Source organism: uncultured Dialister sp., from assembly GCF_900538805.1.
In the GTDB taxonomy this organism is placed as follows: Bacteria; Bacillota; Negativicutes; order Veillonellales; family Dialisteraceae; genus Dialister.
In genome coordinates this window covers 1-20058 of the sequence record NZ_UPZP01000036.1, presented here as the reverse complement: position 1 = coordinate 20058, position 20058 = coordinate 1, and the positions used below count along the sequence as shown (strand labels likewise).

Annotated in this window: 17 protein-coding genes; 7 read left to right on the top strand and 10 right to left on the bottom strand. The window is 52.0% G+C overall.

Translation table 11 applies throughout. The annotated features are described in order from the left end of the window. Positions 1-314 precede the first annotated feature (314 nt). The 3 genes from rpoD to QZQ29_RS04965 form a co-directional block, all read right to left on the bottom strand. Positions 315-1457: an RNA polymerase sigma factor RpoD gene (rpoD, locus tag QZQ29_RS04975; protein WP_296960517.1), complete on the bottom strand. Its 1143-nt coding sequence runs from the start codon at positions 1455-1457 to the stop codon at positions 315-317. Between the two features lie 131 nt (positions 1458-1588). Beyond that, positions 1589-3376: a DNA primase gene (gene dnaG, locus QZQ29_RS04970; RefSeq protein ID WP_296960514.1), complete on the bottom strand. Its 1788-nt coding sequence runs from the start codon at positions 3374-3376 to the stop codon at positions 1589-1591. Between the two features lie 156 nt (positions 3377-3532). Then, complete coding sequence (locus tag QZQ29_RS04965; protein WP_296960512.1) at positions 3533-4258, bottom strand: ATP-grasp domain-containing protein; 726 nt, start codon at positions 4256-4258, stop codon at positions 3533-3535. 543 nt (positions 4259-4801) lie between these two features. On the opposite strand from QZQ29_RS04965, the gene QZQ29_RS04960 reads away from it, so the two are divergent. The 3 genes from QZQ29_RS04960 to QZQ29_RS04950 all read left to right on the top strand — a co-directional run bounded on the left by QZQ29_RS04960 (position 4802) and on the right by QZQ29_RS04950 (position 7669). After that, positions 4802-6316, top strand: a complete 1515-nt coding sequence (locus tag QZQ29_RS04960) for a DEAD/DEAH box helicase (RefSeq protein ID WP_296960510.1) — start codon at positions 4802-4804, stop codon at positions 6314-6316. A 277-nt stretch (positions 6317-6593) separates the two neighbouring features. Then, positions 6594-6878, top strand: coding sequence for a glutaredoxin domain-containing protein (locus QZQ29_RS04955; protein WP_296960508.1), 285 nt, complete (start codon positions 6594-6596; stop codon positions 6876-6878). A 62-nt stretch (positions 6879-6940) separates the two neighbouring features. After that, positions 6941-7669: a class I SAM-dependent methyltransferase gene (locus QZQ29_RS04950; RefSeq protein ID WP_296960506.1), complete on the top strand. Its 729-nt coding sequence runs from the start codon at positions 6941-6943 to the stop codon at positions 7667-7669. 39 nt (positions 7670-7708) lie between these two features. On the opposite strand, the gene QZQ29_RS04945 is transcribed toward QZQ29_RS04950, so the two are convergent. Both QZQ29_RS04945 and nadE read right to left on the bottom strand, forming a co-directional pair. Continuing rightward, a complete protein-coding gene (locus QZQ29_RS04945) occupies positions 7709-7942 on the bottom strand; it encodes a hypothetical protein (RefSeq protein ID WP_296960503.1) in 234 nt (77 codons plus the stop codon). 256 nt (positions 7943-8198) lie between these two features. Further along, positions 8199-10073 carry an NAD(+) synthase gene (gene nadE / locus QZQ29_RS04940; RefSeq protein ID WP_296960501.1) on the bottom strand — a complete coding sequence of 625 codons (1875 nt, stop codon included), beginning with the start codon at positions 10071-10073 and terminating at the stop codon, positions 8199-8201. A 153-nt stretch (positions 10074-10226) separates the two neighbouring features. Between nadE and QZQ29_RS04935 the strand changes: the two genes are divergently transcribed. The 3 genes from QZQ29_RS04935 (at position 10227) to QZQ29_RS04925 (ending at position 14289) form a co-directional block, all read left to right on the top strand. Then, on the top strand, positions 10227-11327 hold the full coding sequence (locus QZQ29_RS04935) for an MBL fold metallo-hydrolase (protein ID WP_296960498.1): 1101 nt from the start codon (positions 10227-10229) through the stop codon (positions 11325-11327). A 253-nt stretch (positions 11328-11580) separates the two neighbouring features. Beyond that, positions 11581-13401, top strand: a complete 1821-nt coding sequence (gene typA / locus QZQ29_RS04930) for a translational GTPase TypA (RefSeq protein ID WP_296960496.1) — start codon at positions 11581-11583, stop codon at positions 13399-13401. A 384-nt stretch (positions 13402-13785) separates the two neighbouring features. Then, positions 13786-14289: a transporter gene (locus QZQ29_RS04925; protein WP_296960495.1), complete on the top strand. Its 504-nt coding sequence runs from the start codon at positions 13786-13788 to the stop codon at positions 14287-14289. A 54-nt stretch (positions 14290-14343) separates the two neighbouring features. Here QZQ29_RS04925 and QZQ29_RS04920 read toward each other — a convergent pair whose 3' ends face one another. From QZQ29_RS04920 to QZQ29_RS04900, 5 genes are all read right to left on the bottom strand, one after another. Then, complete coding sequence (locus QZQ29_RS04920) at positions 14344-15000, bottom strand: hypothetical protein (RefSeq protein ID WP_296960492.1); 657 nt, start codon at positions 14998-15000, stop codon at positions 14344-14346. 134 nt (positions 15001-15134) lie between these two features. Further along, positions 15135-15767: a hypothetical protein gene (locus tag QZQ29_RS04915; RefSeq protein WP_296960490.1), complete on the bottom strand. Its 633-nt coding sequence runs from the start codon at positions 15765-15767 to the stop codon at positions 15135-15137. A gap of 36 nt (positions 15768-15803) precedes the next feature. Beyond that, positions 15804-16598, bottom strand: coding sequence for a carbon-nitrogen family hydrolase (locus QZQ29_RS04910; RefSeq protein WP_296960488.1), 795 nt, complete (start codon positions 16596-16598; stop codon positions 15804-15806). Positions 16599-17072: 474 nt separating this feature from the next. Beyond that, positions 17073-18359: a M18 family aminopeptidase gene (locus QZQ29_RS04905; RefSeq protein WP_296960485.1), complete on the bottom strand. Its 1287-nt coding sequence runs from the start codon at positions 18357-18359 to the stop codon at positions 17073-17075. Continuing rightward, positions 18359-18742 (bottom strand): hypothetical protein, encoded by a 384-nt coding sequence (locus QZQ29_RS04900; protein WP_296960483.1) that lies wholly within the window; start codon positions 18740-18742, stop codon positions 18359-18361. The genes QZQ29_RS04905 and QZQ29_RS04900 overlap by 1 nt, the downstream gene beginning before the upstream one ends. A gap of 406 nt (positions 18743-19148) precedes the next feature. Here QZQ29_RS04900 and truA point away from each other — a divergent pair, with 406 nt between their 5' ends. Next, positions 19149-19886, top strand: a complete 738-nt coding sequence (gene truA, locus QZQ29_RS04895) for a tRNA pseudouridine(38-40) synthase TruA (protein WP_296960480.1) — start codon at positions 19149-19151, stop codon at positions 19884-19886. Positions 19887-20058 lie beyond the last annotated feature (172 nt).

The following is a 20058-nucleotide window of genomic DNA, read 5'->3' as shown; positions in this document are numbered from 1 at the left end:
TTTAGCGGCGCTATGCCTTGAGTTGCTTTTGAGTTTAAAAGCTGAGCGGAGAGCAAACTTCCCCCTCCGGGGGAAGTACCGCCGCAGGCGGGGATAGGGGTGCATTTCCATCGCGCCGCAGGCGCGGTTGTATGGTTTTCCTAGTCCACTAGCCCACCAGCCCACTAAAGTTGTTTTATCATACTGGCGGCGCAGCCGCCCACCACAACCCTCACGGCCTGAAAGGCCGTGTCAAACTTTAGAACCCTCAGGCCGCAGGCCTGTCAAACCTCGGCCCGAAGGGCCGTCAGCCCTCACGCCCAAAGGACGTGTCTCTACTGGTTAACCATCAGGTTCCGTGCGGATTTTTTAAGTTTCTGCAGCGCCTTTCCTTCGATCTGCCGGATTCTTTCGCGGGTGACGTCGAAGTAGCGGCCCACTTCTTCCAAAGTTCTTGTTTTCCCGTCCTTTAATCCGAAGCGGAGTTCCAGAACCTGTCTTTCTCTTTCCGTAAGGCCCTGCAGGAGTTCTTCGATCTGTTCTTTAAGGAGGATGGAGCCCGCCGCATCGTCAGGGGCAATGGCTTCATGGTCTTCGATGAAGTCGCCCAGATGGGAGTCTTCTTTTTCGCCAATCGGCGTTTCCAGAGAAATGGGGTCCTGGGCGATTTTTTTGACTTCCCTGATTTTCCCGACGGAAACGCCCATAGCCTTGGCCAGTTCTTCGTTGGTGGCTTCCCTGCCCTTTTCCTGAAGGAGCTGGCGGGAAATGCGGTTCAGTTTGTTAATGGTTTCCACCATGTGCACCGGCACGCGGATGGTTCTTGCCTGGTCCGCAATGGCTCTGGTGATGGCCTGGCGGATCCACCAGGTAGCATAGGTGGAGAATTTATAGCCCTTGGTGTAGTCAAATTTATCCACTGCCTTCAAGAGGCCCAGATTGCCTTCCTGGATGAGGTCCAGGAACTGGAGGCCCCGTCCCAGGTACTTTTTAGCAATGGAAACTACGAGGCGGAGGTTTCTGTCCGCCAATTCCTTTTTCGCTGCCTGGGCCTCTGCCTTTTCTTCTTCCGTGGCGTCGTCGCGGCTTCCCTTTTCCACCTGCTTGGCCAGCACGATTTCCTCTTCGCTGTCCAGAAGCTTCAGGGCGCCGATTTCCTTCAGGTACATCTTGACGGGATCATCGATGGTGACGGTGTTGTCGATGTCGGGAACCGGTTCCTTTTCCGCCTCTTTCACTTCTTTTTCCAGTTCTTCTTCCTCTTCCAGGAAGTCCATATCCTCTTCCGACACGTCCTCGTCGAAGCTCACTTCGTAGTGGTCGTCGTGAAGGGCTTCATAGAGGTTGGACAGGTCTTCCCCGCTCAGATTCTTTTCCGATACAAGCTCCATGATGTCCTTATTGGAAATCGTACCGCTCCCTGCTTTTGCGGTCAGTTCATGAATCCACTGCTCCAATCTTTCATCCTGTACTGCCATAATAGTATCCCCCCTTAACTAGGCTTGGGAAACGGCGGTCTTTCAACGATTTCCCCTGCGTCCCCTCTTCCGGACCGGCAGGAAATCTTCCCCGCAACATTCCCACAGGCGCCCCTGTGATTCTGAATTCCTTATTTCAAAGCCAATATTTCCTTCGTCAGCTGAATGCAGAGCAGCTGTTCTTCCCTGGCTTTTTCCGGGTCGCTGCTGATCAGCTCCTGTGCTCTTTTCGTGTGAATACGGTACTCCTCCTGCAGATAGATTTTCTTCATGGGCCAGATATATTCTTCCTTCGGCACGGACCCCGGCTGCTCTCCTTCCATGCGCAGCTTCGCCAGGCGGCCGATGTCCTCCCTTGGCAGCATGCCTTCCACCGCTTCCGCCGAAAGGGGCAGGTGTTTTTCCTGCATGTCCTTCAACAGCTGGAAAAGCCGTCCATGAAATTCATCGGCAAACTGGTACCGGTCAAGTTCCTCCCAGCCCTCCGGCAGCATGTGGTATACCAGACAGTAATTGAGGAAACCGGCTTCCAGGAGCCTCTGCCTTTTCTTCAGCGGATTCATGTCGATTTCTTCTTTTTCCACCGGCACGTTCTGGGAAATATACACATTGGAGTTGTTCTTCTTTGCGTATACCAGTGCTTCGCTCCGAATCATGCCTTCGTCCATGTGCATGGCCCGGGCCATTTTCTTGATGAAGGCGTTCAGCTGGAAAGCGTCTCCCGTGGACAGAAGGACGGAAAACATGTCGTCCAGGATATGGTGCTGCCCGTCCAGGGTGGTGCTGTCGTACTGTTTCATAAGGGAGTGGAACAGGAAATCCATGGCCGGCTCCGCCTGCTTCACCGCCTCCAGGTACGCATCGCCGCCATGAAGGTTCACAAATTCATCGGGGTCTTTGCCCTCTCCCAAGTGAACCACCCGAAGCTTCAAACCCACGGAGCCTGCGATTTCCAGCGCCCGCTTCGTGGCGTTCTGCCCGGCTGCGTCCATATCATAGCTGAAAACCACTTCGTCCGCGTACTTCTTCAAAAGACGGGCCTGTTCAATGGTGAAGGCCGTGCCCAGAGAGGCCACCGCATTGGTCACACCGTGGGCATGGAGAGAAATGGCATCCATGTACCCCTCCACCATGATGGCCTGCTTTTTTGCCCGGATGGTGGGCAGTGCCTGGTAAATGGCAAAAAGGAGCCGCCGTTTATTGAAAATGGGACTTTCCGGTGAATTCAGGTACTTGGGCTTGCTGTCATCCATGACGCGGCCGCCAAAGGCCACGATTTTCCCCTTCAGGTTCCAGATGGGAAACATGCAGCGGTTGCGGAACACATCGTAGTAATGGCCGTTCTTATTGGCACAGAGCCCCGCATCCACCAGAAGGCTGCCATCGATTTTCTTTTTAGTCGTGAAATCGCGGTAAAGCTTGGACCAGTCCGGCGGTGCAAATCCCAGCTTGAACTTTTCGATGGTTTCCATGGTGAGATGGCGCTTGTCGAAATAGGCAAGGCCCGCCTTCCCCATCTGGGTTCTGGTGAGGCAGCTGTGGAAATAGGACCCCGCCAGCTCCGTCACCGACTGAAGCTCCCGGGCCCTCGCCGCCCGCCGCTTTTCCTCCGGTGATTCCTCACGCTCCGGTATTTCCATGTGGGCATAATCAGCCAGCCGCTGCACCGCCTCCATAAAGGTGAGATTTTCCATCTTCTCAACAAAAGTAATGGCATCGCCGCTGGCGTGACAGCCGAAGCAGTAATAAAATCCCTTGTCCGGCGAAACCGCAAAAGAAGGCGTCCGCTCCGGTCCGTGGAAGGGACAGGAAGCCATGTAATACCGTCCATGCTTTTTCAAAGGCACATAGGAGCCGATAAGGTCTGCCAGATTGATATTCTCTTTCAACTGTTGGATAAACTCATTAAAAGCAGCCATAATCCTCCTCACATTGCCCGGGAAAGCGGTGAATCCGCAGAATCCGGTTTCACCGGCATTCCCCTCAAACATTCATTCATAGAGTAAGAAAGCACCGACAGAAATGAGAAACATACAATAACTCAGTCAATCAGTGCTTATAGAGACCCGGAAATTTTACTTCCCTCCTACGGCAGAAGTCAGTTCCTTCCAGCGGGCAGCCAGAATATTCATATATAAACGGGGCGACAGACCGAAGCTGGCCAGGGAGTACCCGTCGCTCACCTCAACCAGAAGCGTCTTTCCCTCATCGGTAATGCCAAAATCAATAGCATAACCGGCAGGCGCCGATGTATAGGCCGCAACGGACCTGCGGAGGATATTCACATCCGGAAACACATCCCACCGGCCCTTGTACGGCGTAAGTCCCAGAATTTCCCCATGAAGCACCCACAGGCGCCATTCCGAAATAAAGCGCACCTTTTCGCTGCACCATACATCGATATCCTCCAGACCCCCGCCCAGCTTGATGAGATCCTCCGACTTATCCAGCACCGTGCCATGGAACCGCTTGATATCCTCCACCGGCTTCACAAACACATGCCAGTCCTCGGGGTGGCTGGTAATGGTAAACAGCGTGGATTTCCAGATTTTGCGGCCCGTAAAAGGAAGAAGTTCATCCGGATAGTCCAGGGGCGTAAGCTTCACGCCGAACCGCTCCAGCGCCACCTTCACATCCGACACCGTCCCCACCACCGGATCTTCCGGCTCATTATCCGTAATAGAATACACCGCCTTGTACTTCACCACAGGAATCTCCAGCTCCCTGCAGCCGGTATAAGCATAATAACAGCTGGGATCATAAAACTCCCCGGTATGTTTGATACGGATATAAGCTTTCATGAATACTCTCCCATAGAAAAATACATATCGCTATAATTTTAATAATACCATTTACAGCCCATTTTTGCCAGTACCTATACCTCTTCATAAATGAATCAAAAGCAGAAACAGGAAACGAAACGCCCTCAAACTGCTCCCCTGCCGCTTCTATTTTTTCATGATTCATGAAGCAGGACTAAAAAAGAGCCGTAAAAGAAATTTCATCTTTCACAGCCCTCTTTGGCATCCATTAAGGAAGCGCTGATTAAATCAATGTCTGCTTTCATTCTTGAAATTTTATGCAATGCAAGGAATGGGATGACGAGAATAGCGAGCTATTTAAGGAATCCCATGACGAAGCAGTGCATAAAATTTCTTATGAAAGCAGACTCTGTGAATTAATCAGTGCTTCCTTAATGCCCCGGTATAGAACCGGGAAGATATGCCGTAAGGAAACTCATTTTGTCAGCCCTTCCGGTATATGGAAACTATTTATATAAAGGCCTGCTTTTACTTATATTGGGCGAGATGCCCGCGTACCCATGAACGCATACAGGAGGAAACATGTACGACACTTTTAAAGAATTGGGAATTGCACCGGAAATACTGAAGGCAGTGGAGGATATGGGATTTGAAGAACCAAGCCCCATCCAGAAAGCAGCCATTCCGATTGCTATGACCGGAAAGGATCTCATCGGCCAGGCCCAGACCGGCACCGGCAAAACAGCGGCTTTCGGCATTCCCATCCTGGAAAGGATTGACACATCCAAGCCGGGACCCCAGGCTGTTGTTCTTTCGCCAACCCGTGAACTGGCTATCCAGTCTGCGGAAGAAATCAATCATCTGGCCCAGTACCTTCCTATCCACGCCCTTCCTATTTATGGCGGGCAGGATATTGAAAGGCAGTTCAAAGCTCTCCGGAAGCATCCAAACATCATTGTGGCTACGCCGGGCCGTCTCATGGACCATATGAAGAGAGGCACCATTGACCTGTCCCATGTACAGGTTCTTGTGCTGGATGAAGGGGACGAAATGGTGGATATGGGATTCATCGATGATATCCGCACCATTCTGGCCGGTATTCCGGAGGAAAGACAGACCATGTTCTTCTCTGCCACCATGCCGGAACCCATCCGTCAGCTGGCTGAAACATTTCTGAAGGAACCGGAACTGGTGAAAATCAAGGCAGCCACTGTAACCATTGACCTCATCGAACAGGAATACATCGAACTTCCGGACCGCCAGAAATTTGACGCCCTCTGCCGTCTGCTGGATATGCAGGACCCGGAACTGGCCATCGTATTCGTCCGCACCAAGAGAAGATGCGACGAAGTGACGGAAGCCCTGAAAAAGAGGGGCTACATGGCAGAAGGCCTTCACGGCGACCTTTCTCAGCAGAAGCGTGACACCGTGGTGCGCCAGTTCAAGGAAGGCACCATCGATATCCTGGTGGCCACCGACGTGGCAGCCAGGGGCCTTGATATTTCCGGCGTCACCCATGTGTATAACTTCGATATGCCCCAGGATCCGGAAATCTACGTACACCGCGTAGGACGTACCGGCCGCGCCGGCAAGACGGGCCTGGCAGTGACCTTCGTCATTTCCAGGGAAATGGGACAGCTCCGGGACATCGAAAGAGTTATCCGCCGCCGCATCAAGAGACGGTCCGTGCCTACCCTTTCCGAAGTCATCGAAGGCAACCAGAAGGCTGCTATCGAAAGCCTTTCCGACACTGCCCAGGGCGGCGGTCTGGAAGAATACAGGGAAAGCGCGGAGGACCTCTTAAACGATGTGGACTCTGTATCCCTCGTAGCCGCTGCCATCAAGCTGCTCACCAAACAGCCCGACGTGACGCCGGTAAACATTACGGAAGAAATGCCCAACTTCCGCAGGCGCAAAGGAGCGCCCCGCCGCCACTTCGACGGAGACAGACCCAGGAGAAGAAGAAACTCCGAAGGCGGCCGCCGCTTTGAAGGCAAAAGACCGCGCCGTTTCGAAAACCGCTCCGGACAGCCCCGCCAGAACAATGGCAAAAACATTCACGAATCCAATTTCAAACCCTATTTCAGGGAAGACTGATAGAAAAGCAGGAAAGGAGAGCCTTTCCTGCTTTTTGAATGGTGGGGCTGCCGGCTCCGCTTACCGCAGGAAGCGCGATGGGAAGGGCTTCCCGCTGCCGTAAGGGGCATATAAAATTTATTGACCCAAAGGGCAATCCACTCACCCTTTGAACCCTCTGAACCTTATGAACCCTTTGAACCCTGGCCGCAAAGCGGCCTCCCTATAAAATACTTGTGAAAGAGAAGAGTTTAGTGTATTCTATATTTATGGAAATAAATATAAAGGAGGCATTCCTATGAAAAACATAATTATGATTAAAATTCCCGGCTGCCCCTACTGCGCCAAAGCCAGAAAGGCCATCGGCCTTCTGCAGCAGGAGGAAAAGTACAAAGATGTGAAGGTAGAGGAAATCGATGAGACCACCCAGCCTGAGCTGGCGGCGCCCTATGGAAAGGACTACTACTACGTACCAAGCCTTTTCATAGAAGGAAAGAAGTACTTTGAAGCCAAGCCCGGTATGGATTATGAAACCATTGAAAAAGCAGTGAAAGGTGTATTTGACGAAGCACTGAAGGGCTGATAAAACATTACAAAAAAGGCCGCAGATGAAGCGGCCTTTTGATTATGAGAGAGGGAAAAGAGATGGACCATTTCGAAGAGAAAAACAGGGGTTACTGGAATCAGAGGAGCCGCGGCTACAGCAGTCTCAGAAGGAAAGAACTGTCCGGCCCGGACAGGAAGGCCTGGGAAGCGTTTCTGCTGGAAAGGCTTCCGAAGGGCCGGCCCCTTCATATATTGGATGCAGGCACGGGGCCTGCCTTTCTGGCCATTATCCTTTCCCTTTCCGGATGCACGGTGACGGCCCTTGATTTTTCATCGGACATGCTGAAGGAAGCAGCGGCCAATGCAGAAAGGGAGGGCGCTGCCATTTCCTTCGTGCAGGGGGACGTGATGAATCTGCCCTTTCCGGACGATACCTTTGATGCCATCGTCACCCGCAATGTGACCTGGAATCTTCCGGATGTGCCTAAAGCCTATGCATCCTGGCTCAGGGTATTGAAAAAAGGCGGCGTCCTTCTCAACATGGACACCGATTACGGCCCCATGGATTTCACCGTCACCTCCAGACTGGCTAAAAATGCCCACCACGGCGTAGAGGACAGCCTGATTCAGCTCTGCCAGGAACTGAAGGACTCCGTCCGTATCAGCACCCACCGCCGCCCTGGCTGGGACGTGGAAAGACTTTTGTCCCTGGGCTTTTCTGAAGTGACTTTGGAAAAAGATATCCGTCCCCTGGTCCACCTGTCCAAAGAGTGGGACTATGACCCGGCGCCTCTTTTCTGCATTCGGGCGGTGAAGGATAGGAATTAGAAGATAGAAAGTAGAAGATAGAAGGTCGAATTTACGCTTCTATCCTTGTTCTTTGTGATACAGTTCTTCTGCATTTTGACTATGTAAATAGAGAAAGGCGAAAGGGCCCTGAAGGGATTTTCTTCTTCCTTCTGTCATGTGCACATCCTTATAAGGAACAGGGGGAGGGGAAAGGAACTTCCAATATTCATCGCCTTTCTCCGGTATACCGAAAACTGAAAAGCTCCTGAGGAAAAACCTGTTAGAAATCCTGGTGGCAATTATGGCTTTCATTTATTTTCCTTGACGACACAGACATTCCGCTTCGGCGGCTGCCCCTGGCCGATTCACCGAAAAAGTCAGCCTGAGCCCTACCGCGTATCAGCATGGGACAAATCAGGAGTTTTTCCATGCAAAAAGCAGTCCTTACGGGCTGCTTTTTTGTGCTGGAAAAAAGATTTTTTTACTTTTTCTTATAAAATGGCGCCCCCAAGGCGCCGCCATAACCCTCTGAACCCTTTGAACCTATACGATGAAGACACTGCATAAATTATGACTCTGCAGGCAGCATCCTCTTCTTCATCTCCAGATACCGGTCCGTATAGTAGGGACGGACCTGGGATTCCCGCAGGTCGTAGCCGTAGGGGCGGCGGCTGATGGCGATGAGAGGGGGAGCCTGGATTCTTTTAGCCACGGCAAACCCGGCAAAGAGGTTCCACCAGCGTTCCAGATCCTTGATGAAATCGGCGCTTGTGGGGAAAAGATCTTTCACCTTTACCTGGCAGCCCAGGTGTTCTTCCAGATTTCCATGGGCGTACCAGCCAAGGATATCCTCCGGCGTATTTCTCTGCCAGGGTTCTATGAAGCTTTTCAGGAGGTAGTCATGGTATTCGTAAATGAGGGGATCCCCCAAACCCTTTGTGACGTCCTGGTTTTCAGAGAGCTCGGCGCTTGGCTTTACGGTAAAAATCCCTTCGGGAATGACGTTTCTCCCGTACCATTGATTCAGCGCTCTTCCCAGTTCATAAATCTGGTACTTCCAAAGGTCCGCCGTAGCCGCCAGGGCGCCGGCCAGGTCGCCGTAGAGGGTGCCGTAGCCTACGGTCATTTCCGTTTTGTTGGCGTTGCAGGTAAAGATACCGCCGAAGGCGGCGGACAGGGCGGAAAGGATGCGGCTGCTCCTATCCCTGGCCTGCATGTTTTCCTTCATGAAACCGGTGAGGTGGATATTTCCGCTTCCAACGGGAAGCCCTTCCAAAGCAGCGGCGGTTTCATCGATGAAGGAGCCGATGGGAATGGTGAGATAGGGGGATTCCAGATTGTCTGCCAGCTTTTTGGCCAGGCCCTTTGTCATCTCCGAATTGAAGCGGGTAGGCGTATTCACCAGCAGCAGATGACCCTCCGGAAGGACGGAGCGGTAGAGGGCAGCGTTGACAGCGGAGTCGATGCCGCCGGATACGCCGATGACCACACGGTCCACGTGGATGGAGGAAAGGAACTTCTTCACCCCGTAGCGGAGGGCCGGAAGGAGGAGACTGCATCGAAAGGGGTCCATGGGGGTCTCAGGAATCAGATTTCCATGTTCCCGGTCAAAAAGGAAGAAGCACCGGGGCTCCTCATAGGGACGGGCTTCGGCGGTAAGGCGGCCTTCCCGGTCATAGGCGGCGGTCATGCCGTCGAAGGTGTAGCAGGTTTTTCCGTTATTCTGGAGGCCCCGCTGGTTCACGTAGACCATGGGAATGTGCAGTTTGGAGAGAGCGGCGCCCAGCATGCGGTGCCGCTTTTCATTTTTGCCCAAAGTGAAGGGGGAAGCGGAGAGGTTGAAGAAAAGGGAAATGTTTTTCTTCGCCAGAATGGACATGGGCGATAGGCTGTAGTTCTCGTCCCAGCTGTCTTCGCAGAGAAGGACGCCGGCCCGGATGGTCTCTTCACCGGCAGGAAGAAGGAAGGGGGTGAGAGCGTCTTCTACGGGAAGATTTTCTTCCATTGCCTTCTGGCGAAGGGAGGTGAAATAGCGCCGATCATCGAAGCAGCGGTAATTGGGAAGAAGGGTTTTGATGACATAGGGGTGACTTCCATTTTCCGGAACGAGGAAATGCCCATCGGCAGCGGCAAAGGCGGCGTTGTATTTTCTAGGTCTGCCGTCGTCATTTGTTCTCTCCCAGTCTATGGCACAGCTGCCCCAGAGGATGGTCATACCCCTGGCTGCTGCGGCTATTTTTTCATTATAGGCTTCACATTCCCGGAGAAAGGCGCTTTGGTCCCACAGGTCGCCGATGAGGTAGCCGGTGAGGCACATTTCCGGCAGCACCAGGATATGGGCGCCTTTTTCTCTGGCCATTCTGATTTCCTCTTCTATCTGTTTCCAGTTTTCCCGAATGTTTCCGGGAATCACATCAATCTGGGCGGTGGCGATTTTAATCATGGCAAAGCCTCTTTTCTTTTTGATGATTTCCTTTCCTTCATTGTACAGGCAGGAAGCAGGCCTGTAAATCTTTTATTTCCTCTGCCATCGATTGACTTCAAGTGAACTTTAACCGGTATAATGAAATCATATGGTTCTATAAAAGGAGAAATTATGCTTTCTTTGTTTAAAATCGCAGCTCTGGGGGCGGCCTGCCTCCTGCTGGCGGGCTTTTGGTTCATCAACCGGGACGAGATGGACCCTTTGATGACACCGGAACGACGGGCCCGCATAGAAGCGTCGCCCCATTACAGGGACGGGGAATTCCGGCCTGACGTGCCCCATGAAAAGGTGGAGGCGGATATGTCCTTCTGGAAGCCTTTCTTTTTCCCCACCGCCGGCGTCAATATGCCGGAGGAACCTATGCGGCATGAAAAGACGGACCTGAAATCCATCCCCCGGGAGGAAGACGTGGTGGTGTGGATGGGGCATTCTTCCTTTTATATGCAGATAGGCGGAAAGAAAATACTGATTGATCCCGTATCTGCCCGGTACGCCTCGCCTGTTCCATTCATTGCCGGGGCCTTTGATGGAAGCAATGTATACGGTCCGGACGACATTCCCGATGATTTGGACGTGATGGTGCTGTCCCATGACCACTGGGATCATCTGGACTATGATTTCGTGAAGAAAATAGAGCCGAAGGTAAAGTATGTGGTGACGGGCCTTGGCAATGGGGGATACTACGAAAAATGGGGCTATCCCCTGTCCAAAATCCATGAAGCTGACTGGAATGAAGAGGTGAAGCTGGATGGCCTTGCCATATGGGTGCTTCCTACCCGCCACTTTACCGGACGGATGCTTAAAAGAAACCAGACCCTTCCCGCTTCCTTTGCCTTCATCACTCCAAATCGGAAGGTATACTACAGCGGTGACGGCGGCTATGACGGAAGGTTCCGGGATATTGGAAAACAGTTTGGCGGTTTTGACCTGGCCTTGATGGAAGACGGCCAGTATAGCAGAAACTGGCACTCCGTCCATATGCTGCCTGAGGAAAGCGCAAAGGCAGCGGAAGAAATAGGGGCCAGGACAGTCATTCCCTGCCACAACGGCAAGTACGCCCTCTCTATCCACACCTGGCAGGAACCCTATGAAAGGATGGAAGAGGCGGCAGAGGGAAAATCCTTCCACCTCCTTACACCGGAAATCGGGGAAGCCGTCTATATGGGCGATGAAACGCAGCACTTCAGGGAATGGTGGAAAATGATGAAATAGCAATTTCATAGGGAACATAAACCTTCATCTATAGATTAGGGTTTGCACTTCATGCTGAGGGGCCGTGATAAAATGATAATCGTTTTTCACGGCCCTTTTCAGCAGAAATGGGGATAAAAATTTTCTTCTCAAACAGGAAAAACCATGGTATAATAAATTGTATTTTCTAGATATGAAAAAGCTTTGTGTCTTTGTGGTATAATAACAAAGATACATTGATTTTTGCAGTATACCCGAGGGGGAAAAAGAAAGAATGAAAAGAGAAGATATCCGCAACATTGCCATTATCGCCCATGTCGACCATGGCAAGACGACTCTTGTCGATGCCATGCTGAAACAGAGTCATGTTTTCAGGGACAACCAGAAAGTGGCAGAACGTGTCATGGACTCCAACCCGCTGGAAAGGGAAAGAGGCATTACCATTTTGGCAAAGAACACCTCTGTCATGCACAACGGTGTCAAAATCAACATCGTCGACACCCCAGGGCATGCTGACTTTGGCGGCGAAGTGGAACGTATCCTGAACATGGTGGACGGCGTACTGCTTCTGGTAGACGCCCATGAAGGCCCTATGCCCCAGACCAAGTACGTGCTGAGAAAGGCACTGGAACATAAGCTGAAACCTATCGTTGTCATCAACAAAATCGACCGTCCGGACCAGCGTATTTCCGACGTGGAAGGCGAAATTCTGGACCTCTTCATCGAACTGGAAGCAGATGACGACCAGCTGGATTTCCCACTGATTTACTGCTCCGCCAGAAACGGCATTGCCAAGCTCCATATGAATGATGAAGGCAAGGACCTGGGACCCCTCTTTGATGCCATCCTGAAATACTGCCCCTGCCCGGACGTGGATCCCGACGGCGGCCTGCAGGTTATGGTGACCACACTGGAAGCGGACGATTACCTGGGCAAGGTAGCCATTGGCCGTCTCACCCGGGGCACCGCTAAACAGGGTATGCCTGTAGCCATTACCGACGGCACCAAAATCCGCAGCGACCATATCGGCTCCCTCTTCACCTGGCAGGGAATGAAACGGACTCCCGTGCAGGAAGCTAAGGCCGGCGACATTATCGCCATGGCAGGCTTCAAGGATATCAACATCGGCGAGACCGTAGCTGATGCAACAAACCCCGAAGCCCTTCCGTCCATCCACATCGATGAACCTACCCTGTCCATGGTGTTCCATGTCAACAAGAGCCCCTTTGCAGGCAAGGAAGGGGACTTCGTCACCTCCCGCCACATCCGTGCCCGTCTTTATAAAGAAATCGAAACCAATGTGGCCCTTCGCGTAGAAGACACGGACACCTCCGATGCATTCAAGGTTTCCGGCCGCGGCGAACTTCATCTCTCCGTACTCATCGAAACCATGCGCCGTGAAGGCTTTGAACTGGAAGTTTCCAAACCCCAGGTTATTTACAAGGTTATCAATGGCAAGAAGTGCGAACCGCTGGAAAGACTGACCATTGAAGTGCCCCAGGAATTCATGGGCGCCGTCATGGAAGGCCTTGGACCCAGAAGAGCGGAAATGATCTCCATGGAAGAACTGGCAGGCTACATGAAGATGGAATTCTCCATCCCCGCCCGCGGCCTCATCGGCTTCAGAAATGAACTGCTCACCACCACCAGAGGCACCGGCATCATGTACCATGTCTTCCAGGGCTATGCACCCTACAAGGGCGACATTCCTGAAAGGACCAGAGGCTCCCTGGTGGCCTTTGAAGCAGGTGTCACCACCGCCTACGGCCTGAACTCTATCCTGGACAGAGGCGAACTCTTCCTGGAACCGGGTGTCGAAGTCTATGAAGGCATGATTGTGGGTGAAAACTCCAGAGACCAGGACATGGACGTGAACCCCTGCAAGAAGAAGCACCTCACCAACACCCGTGCTTCCGGCTCCGACGAAGCCATCAAGCTGCCGCCATGCCGCAAGTTCACCCTGGAATCTGCACTGGAATGGATTAACGATGACGAACTGGTGGAAGTCACACCAAAGAGCATCCGCATGAGAAAGATGGTCCTTTCCCGCCAGGCACGCTATAAGAACGCCAATGTAAAAAAGAGCCAGCAGTAATGGACTCCGCTTTATGAAATAAAAAAGACTGTGAAGAAATGGTCATCATTTCTTCACAGTCTTTTTTATATGGTTTCCCATCCGGCGTGGGGCAGTGGCGGAGCATGATGATAGGAAACTGGTTGCGAAAGGTTTCCTGTCCGGCATGGGGTATTGGTGGAGCATGGCGGCAGGAAACTATTGGCGAAAAGTTTCCTGTCCGGCATGGGACATTGGCGGAGCATAGCGGCAGGAAACTGGTTGCGAAAGTTTCCCTTTCAGCGTGGGGTGATTGCGTATTATCTCCATAGGAAACCCTTTTTATTCTTTCTTAAAAGTCCTTAATTTTTCAGCCATTTTAGTATATAATAAAAGTGTAAATACTGTTTGGAAAGGAGGACCTCTATGAAAAAGATTTTATGCATGGCCGCCGCCCTGACCCTGGCAGGCACGGGTATGGCCGGCGCTTTTGGCGGCATTATGGATACGGAAGTGGGATATGGATACAACAGCGCCGCCGACGGCATTCACAGCGCCCACATCGAAGTGAAGCCCATTCCCAAACTGGCAGTAGGCGCGGAATACCGTCACTGGAACAACCGGGGCAATGAAACGGACGTGTATGCGAAATATAAAATCGGTCATGTCTACGTAGGTGCCGGCAGCCGGAACTACTATGACCGGGATGCGAAAATGTTCGGACTCATTGAAGGAAAAGCCAATGTGCTGGGCCCTCTGGATGCCTATGCAGGGCTTCTTGTGTCCAGCGAAGAGCGGCAGTACAAGGCAGGCCTTGCGCTGGACCTGATACCTACTTCCTTTGATATCGACGTGAACTACACCTACTACGACAGGGATGATGTAGACAATGAAAGCGGCGTAGGCGTAGGTTTGAATTATCATTTCTAAATCCGGCAATACAAAAGCGGTACTCATCATGGAGTACCGCTTTTTGCATGCAATTTATCGGATAGTATATTCCTTTCCTGTGCCCGGTGCATACACCAGGGTGGCTGTGTTCCGAGAACTGTAATAGCCGGAAGTAATCTGCTGCCCTGTGGCCGGGTCGTAGACATAGTACTTTGCAGGTACGGAAATAAGATCACCGCTGCGAGCTGTCGTTCTACCGCTGCTGTCAGCCCGCCAGTTCCAGGTGGGGCTTTTGCTGGCATAATTTGAAATCGGGCCGTTTTGAGAAGAATAGTAAGCTAAAACGTAGTAATTATTCTTAGCAGTTACTTCTCTCCCTAATGACCATATATCTCCCTGCTCAAAGGGGATGTTCAGCTCTTGAGCCAGCTTTTTCCCGGCTTCGGTTCCGGAATAGATATAGAGGGTAGAGTTTGCATTCAAAAGGGAACCCAGCCCGTTATCGTTATTCTGAATGGCTTTGCCAATCATATCGGGAATGGACTGAGGAGTATCTTCATTTTTGGGATGATTATTTTCTGCCGCGTTCTCCATAAGACTGCCTGCATTGTTGAAAACGGTGCGGATGGAATCCCCCATGCGGCTCTGGCTGTAAATCAGAAATCCAATACCTGCGATAATGGCAAGGAGAAGGGCGTATTCGACCAGATCCTGCCCTTTTTCACCTATAGATATGTTCTTTTCCCCCATGGGATGCACCTTCTTTCTTAATGGATATTATTCTATCCTATGAAAGTTCTCCTGTCTATGAAAATATAAAATCCGCATAATTTCATGGGGGTATGATTAGTTTGAATGGGGGGAACACCTTTTGCAGGACTTTATCAGCGGACCGTGTTCCTGCCTTCGGGCCCTTTGACTACCATGGCTTCTTTGCCCCGGCCAAAGACGGAGGAGCCTCGGGCATATTCATTATTTTCCTCTCCGGTGAAAGCCTTGAAGCCGTACTTGGTTACCGGTATTACGGGAAGAGGCGCCCCGTGAGAAGCCAGTTTGGAACCGCCGGGCCCATAGACTTCCCATTCAGTTTCTCTTTTGGAAATGGGGTAATTGTCATTGGCGGCAGCGGAATATATGACAAGAAGGTAGGTGTCTGTTTTCTCGTTGGTTACTCTTCCGATGGACCATGCATCTCCTTCGTCATCGGGAATGCCCAGCTGCTTTGCCAGAGTATCGCCGGCCTTTGTGCCGGAGTAGATATATTCATTTTCCTTCAGAAATAACGTTCTGCTCCTGATGGCAGAGCTGATGGAATCAAGGAAGGGCTTATAGTCGGGAGATGACCTGCGGGCGCCTGTCTCAATCAGACTTTCTGCCTGGTTAAAAACAGAATAAATGGATGAAGCCATGGAACGCTGGCTGTAAATGAAAAAGCCAAGGGAAGTGATGATGGCCAGGAGAAGGGCATATTCTATGATGTCCTGTCCCTTCTCGCCGGAAGGTCTGCTGCTTTTCATGGTAAATCCTCCGGTCTGTTTTCAAAGAGAAGAAATTTATTCTACTTTATCCCAGTCCGGGCGGCGGTCGCGGAACACGTTGATCCGGCTCCGCACCTCGTGAATCACATCGGTGTCCACCCGGCCGAAGGCGATTTCTTCGTCGCCTTCCAGATGGCATATGTCCTCGCCCCAGGGGTCAAGGAGCAGGGATTCTCCGGCGTATTCCGTATCTCCCGATTTCCCGGCCTGGTTTACGGCGGCCAGGTAGAACTGGTTTTCAATGGCCCTGGCCCGGTTCAGGGTGACCCAGTGATGATTCCTGATTTTAGGCCAGGCGGCGGGTACGAAGAAAAGGTCCACTCCCTCCAGCGCTTCCCGCCGGATGAGTTCAGGGAAGCGGATGTCGTAGCATATGGCCATGGAGCAGGAAAGGCCATCCAGCTCGAAATGGGCCAGATGGTTGCCCATGCGGAAGAAGCCTGGCTCTCCGGACAGGGAGAAGCCATGGATTTTATCATAGCTCTCCACCAGGCTGCCCGTCCGGTCAAAGATATAGGAACGGTTATAAATATCATTTCCCACTTTCACGGCCGTGGTGCCGCCGACGATATTGACGTTGAAACGGGAAGCCATAGAAGAAAGAAGTTCGCAGGTTTCCTTCCCATCAGCGTCAGCCAGTTCAGCCAGATTGGCCTTTGGGAAAAAGCCGGTGTTCCATGTTTCCGGGAGCACCAGAATGTCCGGCTTCTTCTCCATGGCCCTTTCCATCAATTCTTTGGCATGGGCAAAATTAACACTGGGATTTCCCATTTCTACATGCATCTGCAGCAGTGCGATTCGTAATTTCATGGATAACCTCCTTTGGATGGTGAGATAGTGGGCTGGTGGGATGGTGGACTGATAGGTTGTATTCCCGAAATGCGAAAAGGTTCAGGCGCCTTTGGCGCCCGGGTTCAAGCCGCCATTGGGCTGCAGCCCTGGGCGGCTCCGGTTCAGCCCACAGAGCGGGCTGGTTCAGAGGGAAGTGTTGTATCGCTGACGCGGCAGCGAAAACCATACAACCGCGCCTGCGGCGTGTAGGAAATGCGCCATGCTTCCCCTTGGTTACTGCAGCCCCTTCCCTATGGGAAAGGAGGGAGCGAGCGTAGCGAACCTGCCGCCGAAGGCGGCATATAAAATTCATCGCCCGAAGGGCGATACCACCACCCTCTGAACTCTCTGAACCTTCTGGACCCTCTGAACCTGGGCTGCGAAACGGCCCTCATTTCTCTCATTATATCATCAAAATAGGGAATAATAAAAACCTCCCGAAGGAGGTTTCTTTTAATTATAGAACTGGATGGATGCGTTCACCAGGTAGGCGGTGTCCAGGGTGCCTGCGGTTTCGTAGGAGGAATGCATGGCCAGCTGGGCAAGGCCGATGTCCACGGTGGGCATGGAGACCTGGGTATTGGAAATATTTCCCAGGGTGGAGCCGCCGGGATTGTCGCTCCGATTGGTGAAGGTCTGCACGGGGATGGAAAGACCTCTGCACAGTTCCTTGAATCTTGCGGCGGAGAGGCCGTCGGTGGCGTAGCGCTGCTGGGCGTTGTATTTGATGACGATGCCGCCGTTGATGACGGGACGGTTCACGGGGTCCGCATATTCCGGATGGTTGGGATGGACGCTGTGGGCGTTGTCTGCGGAAATCATGAAGCTTCTGGCGGTCATGGCCATGGTTTCGTCATAGGAATAGCCAAGGGAATAGGACAGCCTTTTGAGTACGGTTGAAAGGAAGGGGGAGCCGGCGCCCCGGGCGGTGGCGCTGCCTACTTCTTCGTTGTCAAAGAGGGCATACACGGAAATATGCTTTTCCTTTTTGCCCCGCATGAATCCGCGAAAAGCAGCGAAGGCGCACTGCAGATCATCCAGTTTCGGCGAGGAAATGAATTCCTTTTCTTCGCCCCAGATGGTGCCGGGCACCCGGCTGTAAAGGTAGAGGTCATGGGCCAGGATGTCTTCTGTTTTCACCTTGGCGGAAGCGGCGATGACGTCCATGAAGGATGTTTTCTCAGTGGAAAGACCGTAGAGAGGAAGAAGGTCCTTCTGCACATTCCAGTCCTTTTTGTGGTTCACGTTCCTGTCCATGTGGATGGCCACGGATGGGATGACAAGCATGGTGCCGTCCACGGCCGCCAGCTTCTGGGCAATGTGGCCGTTTTCCCGCACAATGAGCCGTCCTGCTACGGAAAGCGGTCGGTCAAGCCAGGTGGACATAATCATGCTGCCGTAGCCTTCCACGTTCAGTTTTACATAGGGGCCTTCCTTGATTTCCGGATTTTCCTTGATTTTAAAGCAGGGAGAATCGGCATGGGAGGCCATGATATGGAAGGAGTGGGCCCCCTCTTTTGGCACCGTAAAGGCGATGAGGGCGCTTCCGTTCCTTGTGACCACGTATTTCCCGCCCTTTTCAATATGCCAGGGGTCTTCTTCCCGGATTTCCGTAAATCCGGAATAGAGAAGGGCCTCCTTCACTCCGTGGACTGCATGAAATACGGAGGGCGAGCGGGCGATGAAATGGATGAGGTTTTCGCCGACTTCCACAGTCGTTTCAGGTTTCTCCACGTTCATTATTTCTTATGGTTCACCTTTCTCTGGTATACCGCTTCTGCCATCTGGGCCCGTGCACGGATGACGGGGTTATTGGTATTGATGGAGGTGGGAGTGAAATTGCTGGTGTAGTGAAGGGTTTTCGTTTCCTTTTCCATTTCCACCACCTGAATGGTGCCGGCGGTGCGGTCATAGGCATAGGTATAGGTGCAGGTGCCGCCATCAATGGCTTCCACCGCTACGAAATGGAGGATTTCGTGGCCGTTGGTGGTGGTCTTCACACTGGTTTCGTCCATGTCGATGGAAATGGTGTCATTGTATTTCCAGTAGTTTTCTGCAGAAACGGTCATGGAACCTGCAGCAATAGCAGCAGCCACGCTCAGGGCAATCATCATTTTTTTCATAGGGGTTCTCACTTTCCCGGGAGAAATCTATTCCCGTTACATACTAATGAAATCTATATTATTATAACATATGTGAAGAAGAGACAAAAAGGAATTAGTGGGATAGAGACCGCCGTCGGCTGTCGGCTGTCGGCTGCCCGCTGTCCGCTGTCCGGCGGCAAATCCCGTAACGCTGATTTCAGATTCTTCGTCCGTTAGGACGATACCAAAACCCTTAGCCCCGCCGGGACTGTTAAACCTAAGAACCTTCGGGGCGGGAGCCCCGTCAAACCTAAGAACCTTCACGCCCGTCAGGGCGTGTCGAAAGGGCGATACCACACCCCCTGAACCCTTTGAACATTCTGAACCCTTTGATCCCTTTGCGTCTGTTATAATAGACAGTAGGAAAAACAGAAATGGAGGGCTTATGATGAACTACGGATTTACTGTTTCCTATGACGGAAGCCGCTATGAAGGCTGGCAGCGGCAGGTGCGGACGAAGGAGACCATCCAGGGAAAGCTGGAAGATACGCTGGAGAAAATCACGGGAGAAAAGGCGCAGGTCATCGGCGCCGGAAGAACCGATGCCGGCGTCCATGCCCTGGGGCAGTATGCCAATTTCCATCTAAAGGAGGCGTATGACCTGAAAATGCTTGAGGATGCATGGAACAGGGCTCTTCCCGATGACATTTCCATTCATGGCCTTACCATCATGGATGAAAGGTTCCACAGCCGCTTTTCTGCTAAGGAAAAGCATTACCGCTACTCCATCCGGGTGGAGGCGGAGAAAAATGTTTTCCGCCGCCGCTATGTGTGGCAGCTGGGGGAGCGGCTGGACGTGGAGGCCATGAGGAAGGGCGCCGTCCTTCTTCTGGGAACCCACGATTTTACCTCCTTCTGCGGGAACAAGCATTTTAAAAAATCCGCTCTCCGCACTATTTTTGATATTTCCCTGACCCTTTCGGGCGGAGAACTTTCCATAGACTATAGGGGCGATGGCTTTTTGCAGAATATGATACGCATCATCACCGGCACTCTGGTGGAAATCGGGGAAGGAAAGAAAAGACCCGGGGATATCCCCATCATTCTGGAAGCAAAGGACCGGGCGGCAGCCGGTTTCACTGCTCCGCCGCAGGGGCTTACGCTGGTGAAAGTGACGTATTGAAATACAATTTCATCTTTTTATGAGGGAAGCACTGATTCAATCAGTGTTTGCTTTCATTCTTGAAATTGTATGCAGTGCTAGGGAAGCACTGATTCATTCGCAGAATCGAATTTCATATGTATTTTTATCCAATGCTACGTCATAAGTCTCCTTAAATAGCTCGCTATTCGCG